The organism is Roseiarcus sp., assembly GCF_052145395.1.
Taxonomy (GTDB): Bacteria; Pseudomonadota; Alphaproteobacteria; order Rhizobiales; family Beijerinckiaceae; genus Roseiarcus.
Map to the genome: position 1 here is coordinate 1 of NZ_JBKQOT010000802.1, position 7,926 is coordinate 7,926.

A 7,926-nucleotide genomic window follows, 5' to 3' on the forward strand; every position below is an offset into this window, starting at 1 on the left:
TCGCCCTGCGAGAAAACGACCTGTCCCGCCCGATACTCAGACATGGATCGGCCGTGATTCACAGTCGCGAGAAACACGTCCGGATCAAACGATGCGTTCTTGGCTTTCCTGGCCATGAAGCCGTTCCTGCGATCCCGAAAATTGAACTTGAGTGCAATCATAGCCATCCAAGCCTTCCAACAGCAATAATCACGAACCCCCTATCGGGTATTGGCCGCTGCAGCAAAATTGTCACAGTCGCAAGTTCACGGTGTGCGCCTTAATTTGGCTCTACGGACACGGTCGCCCGCTCACTTCGGCCTCTTCGGCTTCCACTCGCTTGTCAGCGGCACCGGGTCTTGATTTCGGAGGGCTCGATCTTGCGCATTCGCCGCGCCGCGGGACCTGATCGATTTTGGGCATGCCTGGGGGTCTGCTTCGAATGATCACAATCCGCCCGTTGCGGCGAGCTTTCGATTGCGCTCACGGTGACTCGGGAACCGCAAACACAGCGCATGGCGCCGCGATCCCGCGCAACGCGAAGCTTCCGAGTGCGACGAGCGGAACGTCGGTCTCGGCCGCGAGTGCGCCTGATGCGAGCACGGTCTTCCCGAGCGGTCTGCACAGCCCTTCGAGGCGGCTGACCAGATTGACGGCGGGCCCGATGGCGGTGAAGTCGAGGCGGTCGGCGGCGCCGATATTGCCCCAGAACATCTCGCCGAGGTGCAACGCGGCGCCGAACGGCAGCGGGGGCAGCCCTTGCCGGCGCCGCTCGTCGTCGAGATGCGCCATCCCGGCGCGGGCGGCGCAGGCGGCGCGGAGCGCGGCCTCGCAGGCGGCGCACGGCGTCCCGGCGCCAACCGGGAAGATCGCCAGAATCCCGTCGCCGATGAACTTGAGCACCTCGCCGCCGAAGGCGTGGACCGCGCCGGCGATGCGGTCGAACCACGCGTTGAGCGCAGCAACGACCTCGGCGGGCGGATGGCTCTCGGACAGCGCCGTAAAGCCGCGCAGATCCGCGTAGAGGAGCGCGGCCGCGATGGTCTCGCCTTCGTCTCGCCTGAGCGGCGCAGCCAGCACCCGCGCCGCGCTGCGTCGGCCGAGATAGGCCTCGAGCGCCGCCGTGAGGGTCGCCTTGGCCGCGAGCGCGGCAAGCGGCGCCGCAGTGAATCGTGCGGCCTCGCGGAGGTCTCGGGCCTCGTGCGGCATGAACGGACGCGGCCCGATCCAGGCGAGCATCGGCCCATCCGGCCCCGGCCCTACCGCGTCCTCGTGCGCCGGACCGGCCGCGACGCTCTCGAGCCACCGTAGGCCGGCGTCGCCGGCGAGGTCCGTCGCCGGCAGGCCTGCGGCGGCGAACCCCAAACCCTCGATGACCTCGCCTCTCCCGGCGCGCCAAAGCCAGGTTCGCCGGGCGATGAGCGGGTGGGGGACGGCGAGCGTAAGCGCGCCGCCGGCGAGCGGCAGGCCGTCCGCGACGAGATGGGCGCCGAGCTCCGCCAGCAGCTCGCCGGCGCCCGCGGCCTCGGCCGCCGCGTCGACGAGCCAGGCGAGGGTCGTGTTCAGCCGCATGGCGCAATGATGGGCGAGACGCCTCGCCCTTGTCACGGACTATCGCTACACTGAACCTTCGCTCACTCGGAGGCGTCGATGGCGGAACCGCTCGTCGTTCAACGCGAGACCTATATCCCGGCGCCGCGCGCCGCTGTTTTCGCCTTCCTGACCGACCCGCAAAAAATCCTGAGCTGGATGGGCGCCGGGGCTGAGACCGAGCCGCATCCGGGTGGGCTCTATCTCATCACGGGCGTCGGCGGCGACCGGGAGCGGGTGGCGCGCGGTACGTTCCGGGAGGTCGTGCCGGTCCATCGGCTCGCCTACAGCTTCGGCTGGGACGGGAGCGAGGTTGTCCCGCCGGGATCGAGCCTCGTCGAGATCGATCTCGTGGAGCGGGACGGGGGCACGCTGCTGCGCCTGACGCACAGCGGCCTGCCGGACGCGATCCAATGCGCCAAGCACAATATTGGCTGGGGCCATTATCTCGATCGTCTGGCGATCGCGGCGCCCGGCGGCGATCCGGGCGTCGATCGCGGGGCGCCCGTGTCCCACACGTAGGCAATCCGGCGCACGCCGGAGGGGCGGCGTCCCGCCGCCCAAGGAGCGCGCGGAGCCCTCGGCGCAAGTCTGGTTAGGGCGCTTCTTGGATTGCGCCCAATGGGGCCGACCCCGCGCGATCCATGCACAATTTTCATGGCAGCAGCGCCGCCTACGCGCATTGCAGATTTCTGGCGCGCATGACAAGAGACTGCGACAAAGACACGCATCGACTTTCGTCGTAGCGTTTTTGTCACTGGACAAGTGGGAGGCCGACCCGATGGATGACAGGGCGCAATCCGTCAACGACGAAACCGACGAGTGGCTCGACGCGCTCGATTCCGTCGAAGCGTTCGAGGGCATCGGCAAGGTCGATTCAATCCTCGACCGGGTGGTCACTTCCGCCCGTCGCAAGGGCGCCCGCCTGCCGTTCGCCGCCAATACGGCTTACGTCAACACCATCCCGCCCGAGGATCAGCCGGCCCATCCGGGCGATCGCAAGCTCGAGATGACGATCCGGCGCTACATCCGCTGGAACGCCGCGGCGATCGTGGTCAAGGCCAACAAGGAATCGTCCGAGCTCGGCGGCCATATCGCGAGCTTCCAGTCGGCGGCGACCCTCTACGACACCGGATTCATGCATTTCTGGCACGCCGCGACCGAGGATCACGGCGGCGACCTGGTCTACATCCAGGGTCACAGCTCGCCCGGCGTCTACGCCCGCGCGTTCGTCGAAGGCCGGCTGACCGAGGAGCAGCTTCTCAATTTCCGCCAGGAGGTCGGCGGCAAGGGCCTGTCGTCCTATCCGCACCCCTGGCTGATGCCGGACTTCTGGCAGTTTCCGACCGTGTCGATGGGCCTCGGGCCGCTAATGGCGATCTATCAGGCGCGATTCCTGCGCTATCTTCACGGACGCGGCCTCGCCGACACGTCGCCGCGCAAGGTCTGGGTGTTCTGCGGCGACGGCGAGATGGACGAGCCGGAGTCGCTCGGCGCGATCTCGCTCGCCGGGCGCGAAAAGCTCGACAACCTCATCTTCGTCATCAACTGCAACCTGCAGCGGCTCGACGGGCCGGTGCGCGGCAACGGCAAGATCGTCCAGGAACTCGAGGGCGGCTTCCGAGGCGCGGGCTGGAACGTGATCAAGGTCCTGTGGGGCTCGGGCTGGGACGAGCTGCTCGCCAGGGATGTGAACGGCAAGCTGCGCCAGCTGATGGAGGAATGCGTCGACGGCGAGTACCAGGACTTCCGGTCGAAGGACGGCGCCTATATCCGCAAGCACTTCTTCGGCCGCTATGCCGAAACCGCGGCGATGGTGGAGGACTGGACCGACGCTGACATCTGGTCGCTCACCCGCGGCGGTCACGATCCGCTCAAGGTGTACGCCGCCTACAAGGCGGCGGTCGAGCACAAGGGTCAGCCGACCGTCATCCTCGCCAAGACCGTCAAGGGCTATGGCATGGGCTCGGCGGGCGAGGGTCAGATGATCGCCCACCAGGCCAAGAAGCTCGGCGACGACGCGCTGAAAGGTTTCCGTGACCGCTTCCAGATCCCCGTCTCCGACGAGGACCTGCACAAGATCCCGTTCCTGCGCTTCGCCGAAGACAGCAAGGAGATGAAATACCTGCGCGACCGGCGCGACTCGCTCGGCGGCTACCTACCGGCGCGCCGGCGCACGAGCGCGCCGCTCGCCGTCCCGCCCCTCTCGACGTTCGACGCCTTGCTCAAGGCGACCGCGGAGGGCCGCGAAATCTCGACCACGATGGCCTTCGTCCGCATCCTCACCGCGCTGCTGCGCGACAAGGAGCTTGGGCCCCGCGTCGTGCCGATCGTCCCCGACGAGAGCCGCACCTTCGGCATGGAGGGGCTTTTCCGCCAGGTCGGCATCTTCAGCCAGGTCGGCCAGCTCTACCGGCCGCAGGACGCCGACCAGCTCATGTACTACCGGGAGGACACCAAGGGGCAGATTTTGCAGGAGGGCATCAACGAGCCGGGCGCGATGGCCTCGTTCATCGCCGCGGGCACGTCGTACTCGACCTCCAACGTCCCGATGATCCCCTTCTACATCTACTATTCGATGTTCGGCTTCCAGCGCGTCGGCGACCTCGCCTGGGCGGCGGGCGACATGCGCACCCGCGGCTTCCTGATCGGCGGCACCTCAGGGCGAACGACGCTGAATGGCGAAGGCTTACAGCACGAGGACGGTCACAGCCACGTGCTCGCCTCGACCGTGCCGAACTGCATCAGCTACGATCCGACTTACGCCTACGAGCTGGCGGTGATCGTCCACGCCGGCCTGAAGCGCATGCTGGTCGATAACGAGGACGTCTTCTACTACATCACGACGCTGAACGAGAATTATCCGCACCCGGCTATACCGGAAGGCGCGGAGGAGGGGATCTTGCGCGGCCTATACAAGCTGCGCGACATCGCGCCGAAGGAGGCGGGCAAGGCGTCGGCCTTGAGCGTGCGGCTGCTCGGCGCGGGCGCGATCCTGCGCGAGGTCGAGGCCGCGGCGGAGATGCTCGCCGAGGAGCACGGCGTCTCGAGCGAGGTCTGGAGCGTGACCAGCTTCACCGAGCTTCGCCGCGAGGGTCTCGACGCCGAGCGCAGGTCGATGCTGCACCCCGAGGAGCCGCCGCGCGTCCCCTACGTGACGCAGGCGCTGGCTGGCGGGAAGGGGCCGGTGATCGCCTCCACCGACTACATGAAGGTCATCGCCGACGGTGTGCGGCCGTGGGTGCCGGCGCGATACAAGGCGCTCGGGACCGACGGCTTTGGCCGGTCCGACTACCGGCGCCGGCTGCGCTCGTTCTTCGAGGTCGACCGCTACCACGTCGTGGTGGCGAGCCTGAAGGCGCTGGCCGACGACCAGCTGCTGCCGTCGAAGCGCGTTGCCGAGGCGATCGCCCAATACGGGATCAATCCCGAGGGCCCGAATCCGGCGCGCAGCTGACGGTCAACCAACAAACAATTAAGTAGATTTTTGCGCGAAGGAGAGCGCCGGTGGGGAAAATCGATGTGAGCGTGCCGGACATCGGCGATTTCAAGGACGTGCCGGTAATCGAGGTGCTCGTGAAGCCGGGGGACGAGGTCAAGGTCGATCAGTCGCTGGTGACGCTCGAATCCGACAAGGCGACGATGGACGTGCCGTCGCCGCTCGCGGGCAAGGTGGCGGAGGTCGTGGCCAAGGTCGGCGACAAGGTGTCGATGGGGACCCTCATCGCGCGGGTCGAGACGGCGGACGCCGAGGCGCCCGCGCCGGCCCCTGCCGCCAAGGATGAGCCCGCCGCGCCGCCGCCCGCAGCCAAGGAGCCCGAAGCGAGCGAGCCGGCGGCCGGCAAGGGACCGCCGCCCGCGCCTGCGTCTCCTTTTCCCGCCGCGCCGGCCGCCGCCGGCCCGGCAAAACCCGACTTTTCCGGCGTCTTCGCCGGCCCGGCGGTGCGGCGCCTCGCGCGCGAGCTCGACCTTGACCTCAACGCGATCAAGGGCACCGGAGAGAACGGCCGCATCACCCGCGAGGACGTCAAGGCGGCGATCGCCGGCGCCGCGCCGGCCGTGGCGAGCGGCGGGGCGGGGCTTCCGTCCATTCCGCCTGTCGACTTCGCCAAGTTCGGCCCCGTCGAGACCATGCCGCTGTCGCGCATCAAGCGCATTTCCGGCCCGCGCCTGCACGCCTCGTGGGTCAATGTTCCACACGTCACCCATACCGACGAGGCCGATGTCACCGAGCTCGAGGCGTTCCGCAAGAGCCTCGACGAGGACGCCAGGAAGGACAAGGCGAAGCCTTACCGCGTCTCGCTGCTGCCGCTCCTGATGCGCGCCGCGGTCGCGACGCTGAAAGCGTTCCCGACCTTCAACGCCGCCTTAAGCCCTGACAACAGCGCGTTGATCTTACGTAAGTATTGGCATATCGGGGTCGCCGTCGACACGCCCGACGGGCTGGTCGTCGCGGTCATCAAGGACGTCGACCAGAAGGGCGTCCTCGATCTCGCGCGCGAGCTCGGCGAGCTTTCGGAGAAGGCGCGCGCCGGGAAGCTGTCGCCCGCCGAGATGCAGGGCGCGACCTTCACCATCTCCTCGCTCGGCGGCATCGGGGGCACGGCCTTCACGCCCATCGTCAACGCGCCGGAAGTGGCGATCCTCGGCGTCGTGCGCTCGAAGATGGCGCCGGTCTGGGACGGCAAGGCGTTCCACCCGCGGCTGATGCTGCCGCTCTGCCTCTCGTACGATCACCGCGTCATCGACGGGGCGGCGGCGGCGCGCTTCATGCGCCATCTCGCCGGCCTCGTCGAGGACATGCGGCGCGTCATTCTCTAAAGGCGGGAGCGAGACACATGCCGCAAGAAATCCGCCTTCCCGACATCGGCGACTTCAAGGACGTGCCGGTGATCGAGATCCACGTCGCCCCGGGCGAGGCCGTCAAGAAAGAGCAGACGCTGGTCACTCTCGAAAGCGACAAGGCGACGCTCGACGTCCCGGCGCCCGGGGACGGCGTCATCGGCGAACTGCACGTCAAGGTCGGCGACAAGGTGAGCCAGGGGAGCCTGATCGCGACCTATGCCTCCGTCGACGGCGCGGTCGCCTCGCCCCCGCCGGCGGCGCATCCCTCGCCGCCGCCGCCGCCGCCGGCGCATGTCGATTTCGAGGCCGATCTCGTCGTTCTCGGGGCCGGGCCGGGCGGCTACACCGCCGCATTCCGCGCGGCTGACCTCGGGGAAAAAGTCCTGCTGGTCGACAAGAATGCGACGCTCGGCGGCGTCTGCCTCAACGTCGGCTGCATTCCGTCCAAGGCGCTGCTGCATGTCGCCAAAACCATTGACGAGGCGGCGGCCATGGCGGCTCATGGCGTGAGCTTCGGCGTCCCTTCGCTCGATCTCGCCGCGATCCGCGGCTGGAAAGACGCCGTGGTGAAGCGCCTGACGACCGGCCTCACCGGCCTCGCCCGCCAGCGCAAGGTGACGGTGGTCACCGGCGAGGGCGCGTTCACATCGGCGAATACGCTCAGGGTCGAGACGGCCGAGGGGCCGCGCACCGTGCGCTTCGCCAAGGCGATCATTGCCGCGGGCTCCGAGCCGGTCGCGCCCGGCTTCATTCCGTCCGACAAGCGGATCTGGGATTCGACCGCGGCGCTCGAGATGCGCTTCACGCCGAACCGCATGCTCGTCCTCGGCGGCGGCATCATCGGTCTCGAAATGGCGACCGTCTATCGCGCGCTCGGCGCTGAGATCACCGTGATCGAGATGATGGACCAGCTCATGCCCGGCGCCGATCCCGACATCGTCGCGCCCTTGGCCAAGCGGCTCGGCAAGTTCTACGACAAGATCCTGCTCAAGACCAAGGTCACGGCGGTGAAGGCGGAGCCCGAGGGGATCGTGGTCGCTTATGAAGGCGAGGGCGGGCCGAAGACAGAGACCTTCGACGCCATGCTCGTCTCGGTCGGCCGCCGGCCGAACGGCAAGATGATCGGCGCCGAGGCCGCCGGCGTCACGGTCGACGAACGCGGCTTCATCGCGGTCGACCGGGAGATGCGCACCAACGTCCACCACATCTTTGCCATCGGCGACATCGTCGGCCAGCCGATGCTGGCGCATAAGGCTTCGCACGAGGCCAAGGTCGCCGCGGAGGTCGCGAGCGGGCACAAATCCTCGTTTGACGCCAAGGCCATCCCCTCGGTTGCTTACACCGATCCGGAAGTCGCCTGGGCGGGCCTGACGGAGACGGAAGCCAAGGCGAAAAGGATCAAATACGGCAAGGCGGTCTTCCCGTGGGCGGCGAGCGGACGGTCGCTGGCGCTCGGCCGCGACGAGGGCCTGACCAAGACGCTGTGGGACGAGGAGACGCAGCGCCTGATCG

Annotated in this window: 5 protein-coding genes; 4 read left to right on the top strand and 1 reads right to left on the bottom strand. The window is 68.0% G+C overall.

All coding sequences use genetic code 11. The features are described 5' to 3' along the window. Positions 1–462: 462 nt before the first annotated feature. Complete coding sequence (locus tag ACLP25_RS27640) at positions 463–1,551, bottom strand: adenylate/guanylate cyclase domain-containing protein (protein WP_442472310.1); 1,089 nt, start codon at positions 1,549–1,551, stop codon at positions 463–465. A 78-nt stretch (positions 1,552–1,629) separates the two neighbouring features. Between ACLP25_RS27640 and ACLP25_RS27645 the strand changes: the two genes are divergently transcribed. The 4 genes from ACLP25_RS27645 to lpdA form a co-directional block, all read left to right on the top strand. After that, positions 1,630–2,091, top strand: coding sequence for an SRPBCC family protein (locus ACLP25_RS27645; RefSeq protein WP_442472306.1), 462 nt, complete (start codon positions 1,630–1,632; stop codon positions 2,089–2,091). A gap of 259 nt (positions 2,092–2,350) precedes the next feature. Next, complete coding sequence (gene aceE / locus ACLP25_RS27650; RefSeq protein WP_442472307.1) at positions 2,351–5,026, top strand: pyruvate dehydrogenase (acetyl-transferring), homodimeric type; 2,676 nt, start codon at positions 2,351–2,353, stop codon at positions 5,024–5,026. A gap of 50 nt (positions 5,027–5,076) precedes the next feature. Beyond that, positions 5,077–6,390, top strand: a complete 1,314-nt coding sequence (gene aceF / locus ACLP25_RS27655) for a dihydrolipoyllysine-residue acetyltransferase (RefSeq protein WP_442472308.1) — start codon at positions 5,077–5,079, stop codon at positions 6,388–6,390. 17 nt (positions 6,391–6,407) lie between these two features. Continuing rightward, positions 6,408–7,926, top strand: a 1,519-nt coding sequence (gene lpdA, locus ACLP25_RS27660) for a dihydrolipoyl dehydrogenase (protein ID WP_442472309.1), incomplete at its 3' end; no start/stop codon positions are given.